Source organism: Janthinobacterium kochi (assembly GCF_051380715.1).
In the GTDB taxonomy this organism is placed as follows: Bacteria; Pseudomonadota; Gammaproteobacteria; order Burkholderiales; family Burkholderiaceae_D; genus Janthinobacterium.
In genome coordinates, this window is record NZ_JBNYXO010000002.1 from 425,762 (window position 1) to 441,111 (window position 15,350).

General features: G+C 65.0%; 12 protein-coding genes and 1 pseudogene. 8 read left to right on the forward strand and 5 right to left on the reverse strand.

Annotation, left to right across the window (positions count from 1 at the left end):
- Positions 1-189: 189 nt before the first annotated feature.
- The 5 genes and pseudogenes from ACQ4WL_RS06285 (at position 190) to ACQ4WL_RS06305 (ending at position 6,635) form a co-directional block, all read left to right on the forward strand.
- Positions 190-1,377: a cation:proton antiporter gene (locus ACQ4WL_RS06285; RefSeq protein WP_436508785.1), complete on the forward strand. Its 1,188-nt coding sequence runs from the start codon at positions 190-192 to the stop codon at positions 1,375-1,377.
- On the forward strand, positions 1,378-2,508 hold the full coding sequence (locus tag ACQ4WL_RS06290; protein ID WP_071075480.1) for a YbdK family carboxylate-amine ligase: 1,131 nt from the start codon (positions 1,378-1,380) through the stop codon (positions 2,506-2,508).
- 246 nt (positions 2,509-2,754) lie between these two features.
- A pseudogene (locus ACQ4WL_RS06295) lies at positions 2,755-3,237 on the forward strand (sigma-70 family RNA polymerase sigma factor); the annotation flags it as partial.
- Positions 3,238-3,426: 189 nt separating this feature from the next.
- A complete protein-coding gene (locus ACQ4WL_RS06300) occupies positions 3,427-4,071 on the forward strand; it encodes a FecR domain-containing protein (RefSeq protein WP_436509104.1) in 645 nt (214 codons plus the stop codon).
- Between the two features lie 95 nt (positions 4,072-4,166).
- Positions 4,167-6,635 (forward strand): TonB-dependent siderophore receptor, encoded by a 2,469-nt coding sequence (locus tag ACQ4WL_RS06305; RefSeq protein ID WP_436508786.1) that lies wholly within the window; start codon positions 4,167-4,169, stop codon positions 6,633-6,635.
- A gap of 13 nt (positions 6,636-6,648) precedes the next feature.
- On the opposite strand, the gene ACQ4WL_RS06310 is transcribed toward ACQ4WL_RS06305, so the two are convergent.
- Both ACQ4WL_RS06310 and ACQ4WL_RS06315 read right to left on the reverse strand, forming a co-directional pair.
- On the reverse strand, positions 6,649-7,728 hold the full coding sequence (locus ACQ4WL_RS06310) for an alginate lyase family protein (protein WP_436508787.1): 1,080 nt from the start codon (positions 7,726-7,728) through the stop codon (positions 6,649-6,651).
- Positions 7,725-8,726 carry a gamma-glutamyl-gamma-aminobutyrate hydrolase family protein gene (locus ACQ4WL_RS06315; protein ID WP_436508789.1) on the reverse strand — a complete coding sequence of 334 codons (1,002 nt, stop codon included), beginning with the start codon at positions 8,724-8,726 and terminating at the stop codon, positions 7,725-7,727. Before ACQ4WL_RS06315 ends, ACQ4WL_RS06310 begins: the two co-directional genes overlap by 4 nt.
- A 219-nt stretch (positions 8,727-8,945) precedes the next feature.
- On the opposite strand from ACQ4WL_RS06315, the gene ACQ4WL_RS06320 reads away from it, so the two are divergent.
- Genes ACQ4WL_RS06320 through ACQ4WL_RS06330 form a run of 3 tightly spaced genes read left to right on the forward strand, consistent with a single transcriptional unit; the run spans position 8,946 to position 10,802 of the window.
- Positions 8,946-9,254 (forward strand): hypothetical protein, encoded by a 309-nt coding sequence (locus ACQ4WL_RS06320; RefSeq protein WP_243136064.1) that lies wholly within the window; start codon positions 8,946-8,948, stop codon positions 9,252-9,254.
- Positions 9,251-10,282: a 4-hydroxy-tetrahydrodipicolinate synthase gene (gene dapA, locus ACQ4WL_RS06325; protein ID WP_436508790.1), complete on the forward strand. Its 1,032-nt coding sequence runs from the start codon at positions 9,251-9,253 to the stop codon at positions 10,280-10,282. Before ACQ4WL_RS06320 ends, dapA begins: the two co-directional genes overlap by 4 nt.
- A gap of 10 nt (positions 10,283-10,292) precedes the next feature.
- Positions 10,293-10,802, forward strand: coding sequence for a P-loop NTPase family protein (locus ACQ4WL_RS06330; protein WP_436508791.1), 510 nt, complete (start codon positions 10,293-10,295; stop codon positions 10,800-10,802).
- A 175-nt stretch (positions 10,803-10,977) separates the two neighbouring features.
- Here the strand turns inward: ACQ4WL_RS06330 and ACQ4WL_RS06335 are convergent, their stop codons facing one another.
- The 3 genes from ACQ4WL_RS06335 to ACQ4WL_RS06345 all read right to left on the reverse strand — a co-directional run bounded on the left by ACQ4WL_RS06335 (position 10,978) and on the right by ACQ4WL_RS06345 (position 15,293).
- Positions 10,978-11,724 (reverse strand): TorF family putative porin, encoded by a 747-nt coding sequence (locus ACQ4WL_RS06335; protein ID WP_436508793.1) that lies wholly within the window; start codon positions 11,722-11,724, stop codon positions 10,978-10,980.
- 132 nt (positions 11,725-11,856) lie between these two features.
- Positions 11,857-12,555 carry a two-component system response regulator KdpE gene (kdpE, locus tag ACQ4WL_RS06340; protein ID WP_096237871.1) on the reverse strand — a complete coding sequence of 233 codons (699 nt, stop codon included), beginning with the start codon at positions 12,553-12,555 and terminating at the stop codon, positions 11,857-11,859.
- Positions 12,552-15,293, reverse strand: coding sequence for a DUF4118 domain-containing protein (locus tag ACQ4WL_RS06345; RefSeq protein WP_436508795.1), 2,742 nt, complete (start codon positions 15,291-15,293; stop codon positions 12,552-12,554). The genes kdpE and ACQ4WL_RS06345 overlap by 4 nt, the downstream gene beginning before the upstream one ends.
- Positions 15,294-15,350 lie beyond the last annotated feature (57 nt).

The following is a 15,350-nucleotide window of genomic DNA, read 5'->3' on the forward strand; positions in this document are numbered from 1 at the left end:
AGCTGCTGCATCCTGTGCGCGGCCGCCATGGCCACGACACTGTTCGATTGCGCACATCGTGCGCGCCTTCTGCTCCGGTAGAATCGGCGCATCGCTCTGCGCAAACCATGCACCATCGCTGCACCACGACATTGCCGCGCCAGCCCCGTGCTGCCGGCCGGTGCCAGCGCCATTTTCAAAGGAATGAGCATGCAAAGTCTGATCTCGATCGCCGCCGACCTGTCCTGGCCGTTCGCCATTACCCTGGCCTGGGTGGTGGGCGAATTCGGCCACCGCTGGACGGGTCTGCCGCGCATCAGTTTTTATGGCGTGATTGGCTTCGTCCTCGCGCAGACGCAGGTAGGCATCCTGCCGCAGACGGACGCCGGTCCCATGCTGGTGCTGGCCGACGTGGCCTTCGGCCTCATCCTGTTCGAGGTGGGCTACCGCATCAACCTGCGCTGGCTGAAGAACAATCCGTGGATCGCCGTCACGGGCCTGGTCGAATCGCTACTGACTTTTGCCGTCGTGTACTTCATCGGCATCGAATTCGGCAGCACCTCGATGACGGCGCTGCTGCTGGCCTCGCTGGCCATGTCCACTTCGCCGGCCACCATCATGCGCGTCATCAACGAAGAACGCAGCTCGGGCCAGGTTACGGAACGCATCGTCCACCTCACCGCCCTCAATTGCGTCCTGGCCGTCTTCACGTTCAACATCATCGTCGGCTTCTGGATGTTCCAGAGCTCCACCGACCTGATCGAAGCGAGCAGCAGCAGCGCCGCCGTGCTGGCCGCCTCCGTGGCCGCCGGCACCGTCTTCGGCATCGTCGTGCCGGCCATGCTGCGCCGCCTGGGTAATATGGCGCAGGATGCCACCGTGGCGTTCGCGCTGTCGGTGATGCTGCTGGTCGCCCTGACCTACACCACCAGCCTGTCGCCACTGCTGGCCACCCTCACCTTCGGCCTGGTGGCGCGCCACCGCAGGGTCGCCTTCAGCCAGGCGCAGCGCAATTTCGGCGCGCTGGGCGAACTGCTGACGGTGCTGCTGTTCGTGTATGCCGCCTCGACCCTGGAATGGGCCAGCGTGGCAGCCGGCGCGGGCCTGGCACTGGCCGTCGTCGGCGGGCGCCTGCTGTCCAAAGTCGTCGGCGTGGCCGCCTTTTCGCATGTGAGCGGCATTTCCTGGCGCAAGGGGGTGCTGACGGGTGTGGCACTGACGCCCGTCTCCGTCTTCATCATCCTGCTGCTCGAGCACGCGCGCCAGCACGGCGTGAACTTCGGCGACGAATTGAACGCCCTGGCCGCCATCACCCTGGGCCTGGAACTGGTTGGCCCCGTGCTGGTCCAGCGCGTGCTGATGCTGGCAAAAGAAACCCACGAAATCAAGGAGCGCTAAATGCCGCTGGAACCCTTTGGCCAATCGGCCGCGCTGACCTTCGGCGTCGAACTCGAACTGCAACTGGTGAACCTGTCGGACTATGATTTGACGGCCGCCAGCCCCGACCTGCTGCATCTGCTGAATAAAAAGCCGTTCCCCGGCAACGTCACGCCGGAAATCACCGAGAGCATGATCGAGATTAACTCGAGCGTGCACACGCATCACGGCCCCCTGCTGGAGCAGTTGCAGGAAATCCGCGACACCTTGATCACGGCCGGCGACAAGCTCAATATCGGCATCGCCGGCGGCGGCACACACCCGTTCCAGCAATGGTCGTCGCAAAAGATCTTTTCCAAGCCCCGCTTCCAGGAGATTTCGGAACTGTACGGCTACCTGGCCAAGCAGTTCACCATCTTCGGCCAGCACGTGCACATCGGCTGCGCCTCGGGCGACGACGCCATGTTCCTGCTGCATTCGCTGAACCGCTACATCCCCCACTTCATCGCCCTGTCGGCTTCCTCACCCTACGTGCAGGGGCGCGACACCCTGTTCGATTCGGCGCGCCTGAACTCCGTGTTCGCCTTCCCCATGAGCGGGCGCGCGCCGTTTACGCTGAGCTGGGAGCAGTTCTCCAACGAGTACTTCGCCAAGATGGAGAACACGGGCATCATCAAGAGCATGAAGGATTTTTACTGGGACATACGTCCCAAGCCGGAATTCGGCACCATCGAGCTGCGCGTGTGCGACACGCCGCTGACGGTGGAGCGGGCCGCTGCGCTGGCCGCCTACCTGCAGGCCCTGTGCCGCTACCTGCTCGAACGCAAGGAGGTGCCGCCGGTCGAAGACGATTACCTCGTGTATAACTACAACCGCTTCCAGGCTTGCCGCTTCGGCCTCGACGGCGCCATCACGCATCCGAAAACCTACGAAACGATGTCGCTGCGCGAAGACATCATGACCACCCTGCGCAAGATGGAACCGCACGCCGAGGCGCTGGGCAGCACGCCGGCCCTGAAACACCTGTCGGACGTGGCCAAGCAATGGAGCGATGCGCAATACCTGCGCAAGCAGCACAGCCTGCAGGGCAGCGCCGAGGGCATGGTCGATTCGGCAATCCGGTGTTTTCGCGGTGAGCCGATGAACTACTGACGTTGGCTGGCCCAGCCAACGTCGCGTCCATGGGGTCTGACGGGGACGCCGAGTCCCGCCGTGAACTGCCGGGGTCTGACCCGCCGGGTCAGACCCCGGCATTCAACAACGCAAACCCAAAAAAACCACACCCCGTCTCCTCATCATTTACATCCTCCGCCCCCGCTTGTTACAATAAGTGAGAATGATTCTTATTATTGTTTAAAAACACCAGTCCACCCGGACCAGCCATGCAAGGGGAACGCGATGCCGCTGGCAAAGCCGCTACAACGCCAGGACATCGCGACACTGTACGCCGACCACCACGGCTGGCTGCAGGGCTGGCTGCGCAAGAAACTGGGCAGCACGGCTTGCGCGGCCGATGTGGCGCAGGACACTTTCATGCGCCTGCTCGACCGCGAAGACGCCGTCGCCGCGCGCGAGCCGCGCGCCTATCTCGCTACCGTGGCGCAACGCGTGCTGTTCAACCATTACCGCCGCCAGAAGCTGGAACAGGCTTACCTCGACGTGCTGTCGCAGCTGCCGCCCCGGCATGCACCGTCGCCGGAAGAACGGGCACTGCTGCTGGCCACCGTGTTTGAACTCGACCGCATGCTCGACGGCTTGCCGCCTCCCGTGAAACGGGCTTTCCTGCTGCGCCAGCTCGACGAACTGCCGCAGGAAGACATCGCGCGCCGGCTCGGCATCTCGCTGGCCACCGTCAAGCGTCATCTGCAGCGCGCCGGCAGCGCCACGCTGGCGTGGCAGCAGCTGCAAACGCAGCATGAACACCTGCCGCCCGCCATGCACGCGACCCTGCTGCGCGCCTGCGTGCACGCGAACGCGCCGCGCCGCCAAGCCGTCAAGACTCTGGCACTGCTGCTGGCCTGCGGCGCCTCGCTGTATGCGTTCGAACGCCGCAGCCCCTGGCGCGGCTGGATGGCCGACTACCGCACGGCCGTCAACCAGCGCCGAGCCGTGACCCTCGATGACGGCACGCGGCTCACGCTCAATACCAATAGCGCCGTGAATATCGCTTACGACGGCGCACAGCGCCGCATCGAACTGCTGGCCGGCGAAATCTTCATCGCTACCGGCAAGGATGCGGCGCAGCGCCCCTTCTTCGTCGGCACGCCGCACGGCAGCCTGCAGGCGCTGGGCACGCGTTTCACCGTGCGCCTGCACGATGGCTATGCCAGCACCGGCGTGCTCGAAGGGGCCGTCGCCGTGCTGGCCGATGACGGCGCGCAGCGTCTGCTGCTGCATCCCGGCGAAGGCGCGCATTTCGACGGCACCGGCGTGCACCGCCAGGCGCTGGCGCCGTTTGGCGGCGCGTGGCTCAATGGCATGCTGGTGGCGCGCGACATGCGCCTGGCCGATTTCCTCGCCGAGCTGTCGCGCTACAGCGACCATCGATTGACCTGCGCGCCCGCCGTCGCCGGCCTGCGCGTCTCCGGCTCCTACCCGCTGGCCGACGTCGGCGCCATCCTCGACGCCGTCAGCGCCAGCCTGCAACTGCGGCGCCATACCGTCACGCGCTTCTGGGGCCGTCAGGTGGTGCGCGTGGAACTGGCGCAGGGTTAACAATTATTTTCTGCAAAGTGAGCTGTTTCGACGTGCTCGCGTGACTTGGTAGATAGGCAGTCTCCATCTTGCGCATCCACGAAAGGTTACATTCCATGCACCACGCTTCGCGTTCCCTCCTTACCCGCACCGTCCTCGCCTGCGCCCTGTCGCAGATCGGCATGGCCCTGGCCCTGCCGGCGCTGGCCCAGGCACAAACCCGGCAAGTACACAGCTACAGCATCCCCGCAGGGTCCCTGGGCGACGTGCTGACGCGCTTCGGCAGCGACAGCGCCATCCTGCTGTCGTTCTCCAGCGACGCCACGCAAGGCTTGCGCAGCGCCGGCCTGCAAGGCACTTATGGCGTACAAGACGGTTTCCGCGTTCTGCTGGCGGGCAGCGGCCTGCAAGCCGTGCCGCAATCAAATGGCGGCTACCTGCTGCGAAATATCCCCGCCGGCGCGAATACTCCCTCGGCGGACAGCCGCGGCGTGGCCGTCATGAGCGGCGTCACCGTGGTCGCGGCGGCCGAGCGCAGCGCCGCCACCAGCGGCACGGGCAGCTATAGGGGCGGCCCCGCCAGCGGCGCCACGGGCCTGGCTCTGACGCAGCGCGAAACGCCGCAGTCGCTGACCATCGTCACGCGCCAGCAGATGGATGACCAGAACAGCAACGCCGTTTCCGACGTCATGAAGAACGTCAATGGCGTAAGCGTGCAAAACTACGACAGCGACCGCTGGAGCTTTCAGGCGCGCGGCTTTGCCGTCACCAATTTCCAGTACGACGGCGTGTCGGCCATCTATGACGGCGTCTACGACTGGGGCACCACCAATAGCGACATGGCCATCTATGACCGCATCGAAGTGCTGAAAGGCGCGACGGGCCTGATGAGCGGTTCGGGCGATCCGTCGGCCACCGTCAACATGGTGCGCAAGCGCCCCACCGCCCAATTCGAGGGTTCGGCGACCCTGGGCGCGGGATCGTGGGACAACTACCGCGGCGAAGTCGATGTCTCCGGTCCCCTGAACGACAGCCGCACGGTGCGCGGCCGTCTGGTGGGCGCCTACCAGGACAAGCACTCCTACCTGGACCGCTACACGCAGCAAAAATCGGTCGCCTACGGCATCATCGAGGCGGACCTGACACAAGTCACCCTGCTGATGGCCGGCTTCACGCACCAGGACTACAAACCGCGCGGATCCACCTGGACGGGCTTTCCCCTGCTGTTTTCTGACGGCACGCGCACGAACTTTCCCACCGCGTGGAATCCGGCCACCGACTGGAGCCGCCGCGACATGCAGAACACCACCTTATTCACGTCGCTGGAACACAGCTTCGCCAACGCGTGGAAACTGAAATTGAGCGCCAACCAGCTGCGCAGCAAGAATGACAGCGTGCTCGGCTCGGCCAGCGGCGGCAATCCCGTCCCTGTCACGGGCGGAGGCGCGTTTTTCTACATGGGCAAATACAAGGGCGACCGCCGCCAGACGACCTTCAACGTGGACGCCAGCGGCCCGTTTACCGCGTTTGGCCGCCGGCATGAAGCGATGCTCGGCTATTCCAGTTCGACGGCGAAGCAGGATGGTCCCGTCTACGAATCGGTCTACCCACCCGTGGGAGGCAGCTACTTCGACTGGCGCGGCCAGTACGCGGAACCGGCGTTCAAACGCCTGGGCAACGACAACGACAGCACGCGCCAGAGCGGCCTGTATGGCGCCGTGCGCCTGCGCCCGAGCGATGCGCTATCGGTGATCGTCGGCACGCGGATCAGCAACTACAAGATGGACCAGAAGCGCAGCTTATTCGACAATGCCACGCCCAGCCATACGCGCATGGACGAAAGCGGCGTCATCACGCCGTATGCGGGCGTCGTGTATGACCTCGACAAGACCTATTCCGTGTTCGGCAGCTACACGACCATCTTTGCGCCGCAAAGCAACCGCGATGTGAAGCGCAACTTCCTCGCACCCGTGCGCGGCAAGGGTGTGGAAGCGGGTGTGAAGGCGGAGTATCTCGACGGCAAGGTCAATGCCAGCGCGTCCCTGTTCCAGATCCGCCAAAGCAATGTGGCCAGCTCCGTGGGCGAAGTCAACGGCGAAGAAGCGTATAAAGCCATCGATGGCGTCACCAGCCGCGGCGTGGAAATGGAAGTGACAGGCGAGGTGCTGAAGGATGTGAAACTGAGCGCCGGCTACACGTATGCGCTTGTGCGCGACAAGGATGGCAAGGCAGTGTTCGCGGAAACGATGAAAACCACGCAGCCGGCCCACCTGGCAAGAGTGCAAGGCAGCTGGCGCCTGCCGGCCAGCCTGGACAAAGTGACGGTGGGCGGCGGCCTGACCTGGCAAAGCAGTTTCCACGGCGAGGTCAGGAACCCTGCCGCCAACGACAATGCGCGCCTGCAGCAGGGCAGCTATGCACTGGTCAACCTGCTGGGCCGCTATGACATCAGCAAGAACGTCACGGCCAGCCTGAACGTCAACAACCTGATGAACAAAAAATACCTGACGGGTCTGGGTCTGTTCGGAACAGGTTTTTATGGCGAACCGCGCAATGTGATGTTCACCGTGCGCATGAAGTTTTAACGCGAAGTTCTCACTAAGCACCGTACAGCGCGAGCGCCCAGGCTGGCGGGCGCAATTCCAGCGCCAGCGGCAGGTAAGCGGGATCGAAGCGCGCCGCCAGCAGATACACATTGGCGGCGCCCTTGCGCTCCCAATCTCCCGTAAAGCCCTTTTCACCGGCCGCCACGCGCTTGCGGTCGAAGGGCACGGCGCTTTTCGCAAACTCCTCGTGCGTCTTTCTGCCCTGCGCATACGGCGCCAGCCAGGCCAGCGCCTCGGCCAGGCGCCGCGCTTCCGGCGCGTCATACCAGTCATCGCCATGCGCCTGCGCCATCAGCGCTGTCGTCAGCAGCGGCTCCAGGCTGTAGGTGGTGTAGTGCAGGGCGTCGCGCTGCTCGAAATCGAAGGGCACGCCACCGGCTCCGATATTGCGCGGCACGTGCGCCAGGAAGCGCTCCTTCGCGTGCGCGACCAGCAAGGCGTCGCCCGTGACATACGCGGCGGCCGTACCGATCTTGATGCGGTGGCTATGCCAGTTATTGCGCGCCGTGGACGGCCCGCCCACCTTGATGGGATCACTCAAATACCCCTGCGCCAAGGTGCGGCAAAATACCCGCACCTGCTCGCGTTCTACGCCGTTCAGGCGCTCCTGTATCAGGTCAAAACCCATCAGCAGGCTGGCCAGCTCCGTCTCGTCGACGGGACTGAACGAGGGCTGATAAGCACCGCTCCAGGCCAGCAGCAACTGGCGCGCCGCCTCGAAATGCGCCATCTCGCCCGATAATCTCCAGGCCAGCGCCTGCAAGCGCGCCTGGCGCCAGTCTTCCTGCGCCTGCTGACTGGTTTCGCGCCCGCCTTCTCCCTTCAGCAAGCCGCCCGTGCGCACTTCGGCCATCAGGTGTACAGGCCGCGCCGCATCCTTGCGCGCCGCCTTGAGCACCTGTTCCGCAATGGCCGGCGCCACCTTCGCCTTGAGCGTGCGGGCGCGCGCGGCGGACGTCAGCGCAAACGGCAGCGCGCCTTCATGCGGGCGCGACGCTGCGCGCAAGCCCGCCAAGGGCAGCACCAGCAAGCCGGCCAGCAGCGTACGCCGGCGGATCAGGTGCGCACTCAAAACCGCGTCTCCCGCGCCGCGCGCAAGAAATTATCGAGGATGGGCGTGCAATCAAGCAGTTCGACGCCGCCCGCCGAATGAAATTCCGGGTGCCACTGCAAGCCCATGACAAAGCGCGCCCGCTGGTAGCGGATGGCTTCGACGATATTGTCCCCTTGCGAATACGCTTCCACGGTGACGTCGCGCCCCAGGTCCTTGACCGACTGGTGGTGGATGGAATTGACGAGCGCCTCGCCCGCCTTCGGGAACATGCCCGCCAGCGACGAGCCTTTCGGGAAAACGATGGTGTGGCGGTGTCGGTCATACAGGTCGTTGACGTGCGAGGTGGCGCCTTCCACGTCCGAGGCGATGTCCTGGTACAGGGTGCCGCCAAAGCCGACGTTGATCAGTTGGCAGCCGCGGCAAATGCCCAGCACGGGCTTGCCCGCATCGACGAATTCGTGCAGCAGTTCCAGCTCGTACAGGTCGCGCGCGCGGTCGCCGCTCCATTCGGGCCGCGTGGCCGCTTCGGAATACGTTTGCGGCGAGACGTCGGCACCGCCCTGCAGCACCAGGCCGTCCAGGTGGCGCGCATAGTGGCGCAAGGTGATGTTGCTCGGGTGCAACTGGCCACTGGTATTGACGGTCGGGATCATGAACACCAGCACATCGCGCGACATGACCCACTGCGCGATCGACTCTTCCAGATATTGCAGGTTCTTGCTGCGCAGGCCAGTGGCGCCCGGCTCGGGGTGGAAAATGCGCGCCGAGATGCCGATGCGCAGGGTGCGCCGCATGAAATCGCGGCTGGCCTTGTCGCGCATGGAGCGGTAGCGCGACGAGATCACCCGCCAGGCCAGCGCCAGCGGCGTGTCGTTATCCTTCAGGTAGCGCGGCGCCGCGTCGCGCGCGCGGTGCTCATCATCGGGCGCCCGGCGGCCCACCCGGTCAGGCCGCGACGGCGCTGGCGCTGCAGGATCGGTGGAAGGGGGATGCTGGGGATCTTTTTCGTCTGACATGGCAAGGCTGGCTGAAAGCGGAGACGTTTTCAATATAAACCCCTGCCTCCCAAAGCACGATTCAATTTTGTAACAAAAGCACATGCGCGGCGCATCCACGCAACACGCCGGAGGCACAACGCATACAGCCCGTTTACACCGAAGACCCTGCTTTTTAGAGAATCTTTACGCCCCCGCTGCTAATCTTGAACGTACCTCAACCACCGCTGCAAAGCCACCATGGAACCCCATTCACGCCTGCAAACGCATCAAGCACATCAAGCACTGCCCCACCGCCATCCCCGCCTGCCCACTTTCCTCATGCATATCACGGTCGACAAGTCCTGCCTGGCCGAGCTGCGCCAGCTGGTCGTCAGGACGTGCGGCGGCATGCTGTCGTTCATGCGCGTCGAGGCAGTCGACCACGCCGAGCGCATGAAGGTATGGCTGTGCGTGACGGAGCCGGCCTTGCGCCTGACCATGGATGCCGTCATGCGCCTGCTGCCAGCGGCGGAATTTGGCCGCATCAGCCAGGGGAAATCGCTATGAACCAGTATTCCTGCGAGCAGGCGATGTCTTCATCGCGCATCACCGCGCACTTCCAGGGTATCTGGGTGCCGATGGTCACGCCATTCCGTGATGGCGAGATCGACTTCGACGCCACCCAGCAGCTCGCTTGCGAGCTGGCCGGCAGCGGCGTCGATGGTCTGGTGGTATGCGGCACCACGGGCGAAGCGGCCATGCTGAGCGCGGCGGAACACACCATGCTGCTCGATAGCGTGCTCGAAGCCATCGGTCCCCGCTTCCCCGTCGTGATGGGTATCGGTGGCAGCGATACGCGCAGCGTCGTCGCCACCGTGCAACGCTATCACGACCATCCGCTGGCCGGCCTGCTGGTCTCGGCACCGTCATATGTACGCCCTTCGCAGGACGGCATCGTGCGCCACTTCCAGGCCATCGCCGCCGCCACCGACCAGTCCATCGTGCTGTACAACGTGCCGGCACGCACAGGCGTCAATATCGAACCGCAGACGGCGGCGCTGCTGGCGCGCGACTCGCACTTCGTCGCCATCAAGGAAGCGGGTGGCAAGCTGCAGCAACTGGGCGAACTGCTGCTCGACACGCGCCTGGATGTGCTGTGCGGCGACGATGCGCTGCTGCTGGCCAGTCTGTCCATGGGCGGCCACGGTGCCATGTCGGCCGCCGCCCAGATACGCCCCGACCTGTATGCGCAGCTGTACCACCTGGTCAAGCAGGGCCGCCACGGCGCCGCCGGCGTCCTGTTCAAGACCATGCTGCCAGTCATCCGACTGCTGTTTGCCGAACCCAATCCTGGCCCCGTGAAGGCGGCGCTGGCCATGCAGGGCAAGGTGCGCGACGAGCTGCGCCTGCCGATGACGCCGATGTCTTCCGCCGGCCAGGACATGCTGGCCGAAGCACTGGAACCATTGATGCAGTTGCCCGTATGGACAGCCAGTGACAGGGACACGCCGCGCGAAGGCTGTTTGCTGCAGCTGGTCTCCGCCTCCAACATCATGCCAGCCGTGCGCCAAGATGATCATCGCCATCACGGATGAACGCGGGGGAATGGAGAAATCCATCCTGGCCGGGCGGCTGGCCGCCTCGCGGGCGCTGGCCGGACGCAAGGTATTGCTGCTCGATGCCGATCCGCGCCAGGGAGCCATGGCGCAGGCGAGGAACATGCACGACGGCGCCATGCACGGCAGCCTGACGCGGCCACGCCTGATGGCGCGTGCCATCAGCGCCAAGGGCTTGCAGCCGGAGCTGGAACACCTGGTGAACTGCTACCACGACATCGTCATCGACAGCGAAGGCCGCGACTCCATGGGCAGCCGTTCGGCCCTGATCGCCGCGCGCGTGCTGGTGGTGCCGCTGGACGGCGTCGTGGACGGCGCCGCGCAGGCTGGCCTGGCGCGCCGCATCGCGCACGCGCGCAGCCTCAATCCGGACCTGCGCGTCCTGCTGGCAACAGACACGCAAGCGGCGCCCGCCCATGCCCTGGCCGCACAGATTCCGGCCGCCCGCGTGGTCAGCCTGGGACAGCTGTATTGCGCCGTTTTCAACCTGCCCGCCTAGAGCACCTAACATAACCTACTGCGCGTCGCGATTTGCGGCCTCCGATGCTCACTGTGCATTTGCACAGCTGCGCGTCTCGGCCGCAACTCACTGCCGCTCGCTACGGTTCTGTTAGGCGCTCTTAAGCACGAAAAAAAGGCGGCGCATGCGCCGCCTCTCCTCTCATCTGCGTCAATTAAAACGTTTTGCTGACCGTCAGCAGCAGCGCCGTCTTGCCCATGAATTTGCCATTCACTGGCGAGGCATAGGCCGACTTGCCCGCGTTCGTGCCGATCACGGCCAGCGCGCCCGTCACAATGCCGAAATCGCGCGTGACGCCCACTTTCCAGTCCGTATAGCTCAACGCATCGTTGTTTTTGACCTTCTGGTGGCCCGCGTGCAGGTTACCGGTCCAGCCGTTCGTCAGGTCGATATTCGCGCCGATGTCCAGGTAGCCGCTGTTCTTGCTGTTGACGATGCCGAACAGATTGGAGACGGCGTGCGAATACTTGATATAGGCAGGGCCGTACGACAGCTGGCCGTAGACTTCCTGCGTGTCCGCGTTGGCCAGGCCGATATTCTTCAAGCCGTTGTCCGCATACACATACGCCAGCACGCCCAGGTCATAGCCGATATCGCTGGTCAGCTGGCCGCGCTTGCCCGCATACAGGTCCACTTCCACATCGCCGCTGCCGCCCGCATCCTTGGTCCACTTGATGGTGGAGGCCCAGGCGCCCGCATACAGGCCCGTCGGGTTGTTGACGTAGTCGACGCCGCCCTGCAGCGCGGGTTTCAAGCGCGTCTGCGAAATGCCGCGATAACGGTAGTCGGACACGCCGGCCACGTTGAAGCTGACTTCGTTGTCGGGCTTGGCCTCTTCCGCGTGGGCCAGGCTGCCCGTAAAGGCGGTAGCGACAGCAAGTGCAAGTATCATTTTATTCATGGTTTTTTCTTCTTCATGGGTGGTATGGGCCTTTGCCAACATGGCGCAGCTGGCCCGCCGCTGCAAAAATTTTCGGTAAAGCGTCCCCCCGGCGCGCGCGGCGCCCGTTTTCCAACAGGGGATTAACAGGTGTTAGAGCGGTAGCAGCAAGCGGTAGCCGACGGCCGTTTCCGTCAGCAGGTGCTGCGGCTGGGCCGGATCGGCTTCCAGCTTCTGGCGCAGGTGCCCCATGTAGATGCGCAGGTAATGGCCGTTTTCGCTGTTCGACGGCCCCCACACTTCGCGCAGCAGTTGCGGATTGGTGACCACCCTGCCCGCGTTCTTCACCAGCACCGAGAGCAAGCGAAATTCCGTCGGCGTCATGTGCACCAGTTGCTTGTTGCGCGTCACCAGGCGGTCCTTCAGGTCGACCCGCACGTCGCCAAACTGCACCACGCCATCATCGCTGGCGGCGGGCTGGCGCTGGCGGCGCAGGGTGGCCCGTACGCGGGCCAGCAGCTCGCCCACGCCGAACGGCTTGGTCAGGTAATCGTCGGCGCCCGCGTCCAGCGCGCGTATCTTGTCCTCTTCGTCGACCCGCGCCGACAGCACGATGATGGGCACGGCCGACCATTTGCGGATGTCGGCGATGAAGTCAATGCCGTCGCCGTCAGGCAGGCCCAGGTCCAGCACGATCAGGTCGGGCCGGCGCGTGCCGGCATCGATCAGGCCCCGCTGCATGGTAGCGGATTCGAAAATCTGCCAGCCTTCGTCTTCCAGCGCGGCGCGCACGAAGCGGCGGATTTGCGGTTCATCCTCGACCAGCAAGGCGGTGGCGGAAGGTTCGTTCATGATGGTTTTCCTGTTTCATGGTCGTTGGCGTCATCGAGCTCGATCTCTGGCGGCGCAGGGGGCGTGCCCAGCGGCAGGCTGAACACGATGGCAGCGCCCTGTCCCGGCGTGTGCGGCTGCGCGTGGATGGTGCCGCCGTGGGCTTCGACGATGGCGCGGCAAATGGCCAGCCCCAACCCGACGCCCGGCTTGTTCGATTCGCGCTCGCCGCGCGTGAATTTTTCAAAGATGGCTTCTTCGCGGCCGGGCGGCAAGCCCGGGCCATCGTCAAACACCGTCACCTGCAGGAACTGGCCGTGTACCCCGGCCGCGACCGTGATGGTGCTACCCGGCGGCGTATACTTGGCCGCGTTTTCCAGCAGGTTGCACAGCACGCGCTCGACCAGCACGGCATCGTAGCGCACCAGCGGCAAATCCGGCGCCAGCTGCGTCTGCACGGCATGCTGCTGCAATTGCGGGCCGCTGGCGCGCAGCGCACTGCCCACCACTTCTTCCAGCGCCTGCCACTGCAGGTTCAGGCGCACCTGCCCGCTTTCGATGCGCGCCATATCCAGCAAGTTCGCCACCAGGGCGCTCATGCGCACGGTTTCGGACTGCAGCGAGCGCGCCATGTCCAGCTGCGCGGGCGACAACGCAGGCCTGGACAGGGCCAGCGATTCGGCCAGGCCCACCAGCGACGTCAATGGCGTGCGCAGGTCATGCGACAGGGCCGCCAGCAGCGAATTGCGCAGCCGCTCGGACTCCATCTGCAGCAGCGCACCCTGGGCCACGTCGATGTAGTGCACGCGCTCGAGGGCGATGGCCGCCAGGGCGGCAAAGGTATCGAGGTGCTGGCGCTGTTCCGGCACCAGCAGCCAGCGCCCGCGGTTCGTGCCATCGAGTGGCAACAACGCCAGCACGCCCCGCGTGCGCATCGGCGCGATCAGCGGCAGGTAGAAAATGGGCGAAGCCGGCAAGGTATCGGTTCCCGTCCCCGCCGCCTGCGCATGGTCGAAGGCCCACTGCGCGATGCCGATATCGAGCGCCTCGCCGCCGTTCGGGGCCTGCAGGCTGCCCTCGTCATCAGGCAACAGCAAGGTGGCGCGCGCGCGGAAAGCCCGCTCGATGGCGCTTTTCGTGATGTCGAAAATCTGCTCCGTCTGCAGCACGCCGGACAATTCACGCGAAAACTCGTACAGGGCGCGGGCACGCGCTTCACGGTGCGAGGCAACGCGCGCCTGGAAGCGCAGGCCGGCCGTCAGGTGACCCGTGATCAGGCCCACGGCCAGCATCACGCCGAAAGTGATCACGTACTGAAAATCGCCTACGGCAAACGAGAAGCGCGGCGGCACGAAGATGAAATCGAAGCTGGCCACGCCCAGCAGGCTGGCCAGCGCCGCCGGTCCGCGCCCCAGGCGTACGGCCACCAGCACCACCGTCAATAGCGACAGCATGGCGATGTTGGCCAGGTCCAGATAGGGCTGCAACGGCACCGAGGCGAGGGCCGTGCCCAGGCTGGCGCCAGCGGCCAGCAGGTAACGCCAATGACGCGATGGCCGGCGCGGTGCCTCCACGTCTTCGCCACCCACGCGCCGAGGCGCCACATCGGCAGCTGGCAAACCGACCTCGATCAGGTCGATATCGGGCGCCAGGCTGGCCATGCGCACGGCGGGCGGCGCATGCCACAGGCGCGCCAATGCGCCAGCGCGGCGACGGCCCACGATGACTTTCGAGATATTCGCGCTGCGCGCATACTCGACCACGGCGCCGGCGATGTCGGCGGACGGCACAATGGCCGTGCGTGCGCCCAGGTCCTGCGCCAGTTTCAGCGTTTTCAGGATGCGCTCGCGCTCGCGCGCCGGCAGGCGCTGCAGGCGCGGCGTTTCCACGTACAGCGCGTGCCATTCGGCATTCAGCTGGCTGGCCAGGCGCGCCGTGCTGCGGATCACGTGTTCGCCACCCGCGTACGGTCCCACGCAGGCGAGCAGCGCGGCGCCTGTCTTCCACACGGGATTGATGGATTTCTCGACGCGGTAAGCCTGCACGTCGTCCTGCACCCGGTCCGCCGTGCGGCGCAAGGCCAGTTCGCGCAAGGCGATCAGGTTACCCTTGCGGAAAAAATGCTGCGACGCCCGCTCGGCCTGCAGCGGCTGATATACCTTGCCCTGTTTCAGGCGGCGCAGCAGCTCGTCGGCCGGGATATCGACCAGCACCACTTCATCGGCGCGGTCGAACACCGTGTCGGGCAGGGTTTCGGCCACGCGCACGCCGGTAATCCCGCCCACCACATCATTCAGGCTTTCCAGGTGCTGCACATTCACGGTCGACAGCACGTCGATGCCCGCCGCCAGCAATTCCTCGACATCCTGCCAGCGCTTCGGATGGCGCGAACCGGCCACGTTCGAATGCGCCAGTTCATCCATCAGTATCAGCGGCGGCGCGCGCCGCAACGCTTCGTCCAGGTCGAACTCGAACAGGGTCTTGCCCCGGTATTCGATGGCCTTCAGGGGGAGCAGCGGCAAACCGTCAAGCTGGGCCGCCGTATCCTGGCGCCCATGCGTCTCCACCACGCCCACCAGCAAGTCCTGGCCATCGGCCAGCAGTTTGCGGGCGGCGGCCAGCATCGCATAGGTCTTGCCGACGCCGGCCGAGGCGCCGAAGTAAATGCGCAGCCGGCCGCGCGCGGCTTTCTTTTCCTGCGCCTGCACTTGCGCCAGCAGGGCATCAGGGTCGGGGCGTTGGCTGTCGTTGGGGAGCATGGGCATCTTTTAATTGTCGATTAGCCCAAGAACAAGGGCTGGGGTCAGACCCGACGG